Here is a 2,050-nt window from a genome sequence, read left to right as displayed (position 1 = left end):
ACCGTCATCGACCGGAGGCCGCGGGCGTGGCGGGACGCGCCGCCGGCCGTCGCCTGGACCAGCGGCGCCGCCGGGGACTTCGGGTCCGAGTGGGGGCAGTACGAGTACGTGACGGCCGGTCGGATGCGCCGCTCAGGGCGGACAGGGGCCGCGAGGGACCCGCGCTCTTCCGGACGCCGCACGCCCGCAGCTCTCCGTCCGCAGCTCTCCGTCCTCTGCGCTCCGTCCTCTGCCCTCCGTTCTCAGCCCTCAGCCCTCCGTCCTCCGTCCTCCGTCCTCAGCCCTCCGCTCTCCTTCCTCCGCCCGTCCGGCCGCCGCGCGGTCGCGGCGGTCTGCGACGATGGCCGGCATGACCCAGGATTCCGGAGAGATCGAGCTGAGCACGGAGGACCTCCGGGAGGTCGCCCGATACGCCGCGGACTGCGCCGAGGAGGTCCTGCCGCTCTTCGAGGACGGCCACCCCGGGGACGACCGGCCGCGGGCGGCGCTGGAGGCGGCGCGGACCTTCGCCGGGGGAGCCCGGCGGACCAACCTCCAGCGCACGGCGGCCCTCGCCGCCAACCGGGCCGCCAAGGAGGCGGTGACCGAGGCCGCCCGGGACGCGGCGATCGCCGCCGGGCACGCGGCGGCCGCCGCCTACCTCCACCCCCTCGCCCGGCCGACGCAGGTCCGGCACATCCTGGGCGCCGCGGCACACGCGGCACGCGCGGCGGAGCTGGCCGCCGGCGGCGATCCCGGCGTCGGCGCGGCGCGCCTCGAACAGGCCCGCCGCATGGCCGGTCCCCGGCTCGTCGCGGTGCTCGGCCGCTACCCGGCCGCCCCCGCGGCCGGCAACCGGGTGGCCCGTCTGATGAGCGCGCTGGACACGTCGCTGCGCGGGCCGGGGCACACGTCCTGAGCGGCGCCCGCGGTCCCCGGCCGGGTCAGCCGCCGGACGCGGCGGCCCGCCGTTCGGGGAGCAGCCGCGGCACCAGGCGGACGTAGACCACCATGCCGACCACCTCGACCAGGGTCTGGGTGACCACGACGGCGGCGGCCACGGCCAGGTCGTCCGGCAGGGCGAGGGCGAGGGGCAGCACCACCAGGGAGTTGCGGGTCGCGCCGGTGAACACGACGGCGCGCCCGGCCGGGGCGTCAAGGCCGAACAGGCGCGCGACAGCCCGGCCCGCGAACGCCATCACCAGCAGGAAGACCACGTAGAACGGGACCACCGCGGCCACGTCACCGAAGCCGTCGTCGAGCGCGGGGACCTGGGAGGCGACGACGACCAGCAGCGTCGCGGCCATCAGCGGCACCATCGCCGTGGTCGCCGCGCCCGAGACCGCGCGGCCCGCCGGGCGGCGCGCGGCCCACGCCTGAAGCCCCCACGCCAGCGCCAGCGGAAGCACGATCAGGACCAGGAACGCCGCCAGGAACGGGCCGGCCTCGACGACGCCGCCCAGCCCCGGGCCCATGAACAGGGAGAGGTACAGCGGCAGCAGCGCCATCTGCGCCACCAGCAGCAGCGGGGTCGCGGCCAGCAGGCGGCGGCTGGACCCGCCCGCGAGACCCGAGAAGACGATCACATAGTCCACGCACGGGCACAGCAGCACCAGCAGGACGCCGAGCCGTACGGCCTGGTCGGCGGGGAGGAACGCGAACATCGCGGCGACCACGAGCGGGACGACCGCGAAGTTCACCACCAGCGTCGCCGCGAGGAACCGGCCGTCGCGCAGCGAGCGGAGCAGTTCGGCCGCCGGGACCTGGAGGAAGGTGACGAACAGCAGCGCGCCGAGCACCGGGTTGATCGCCCGCTCCAGACCCGGCCCGGCAGCCGGGGCGGCCAGCCCGAGCACCGCCCCCGCGGCCATCGCCGCCAGGTAGACCGCGACCTGGTGGTGCTCCATCCGCTCGACCGGGCCCCGTGGTCCCCGCTGTGACACCCGTACCGCTCCTCACCTGACCGTGGACGGGCGTACGCGCCCGTGGCGACCGCCCCGCCCGTGGCGACCGCCCCGCCCCCATCATCACAGGGCGGCCCGGGGCGGGATCGCCCGCGGTCCCGCCCCGC

Annotated in this window: 2 protein-coding genes; one reads left to right on the top strand and one right to left on the bottom strand. The window is 77.1% G+C overall.

Annotation, left to right across the window (positions count from 1 at the left end; translation table 11 throughout):
- Nucleotides 1-349: 349 nt before the first annotated feature.
- Nucleotides 350-898, top strand: coding sequence for a putative immunity protein (locus SZN_RS36830; RefSeq protein ID WP_043735385.1), 549 nt, complete (start codon nucleotides 350-352; stop codon nucleotides 896-898).
- A gap of 25 nt (nucleotides 899-923) precedes the next feature.
- Here the strand turns inward: SZN_RS36830 and SZN_RS36825 are convergent, their stop codons facing one another.
- Nucleotides 924-1,886 (bottom strand): arsenic resistance protein, encoded by a 963-nt coding sequence (locus tag SZN_RS36825; protein ID WP_007506207.1) that lies wholly within the window; start codon nucleotides 1,884-1,886, stop codon nucleotides 924-926.
- Nucleotides 1,887-2,050: the final 164 nt, after the last annotated feature.

It is taken from the genome of Streptomyces zinciresistens K42, assembly GCF_000225525.1.
Lineage (GTDB): Bacteria > Actinomycetota > Actinomycetes > Streptomycetales > Streptomycetaceae > Streptomyces > Streptomyces zinciresistens.
The sequence above is the reverse complement of the archived record's forward strand: the minus strand, read 5'-3'. Positions and strand labels throughout refer to the sequence as shown.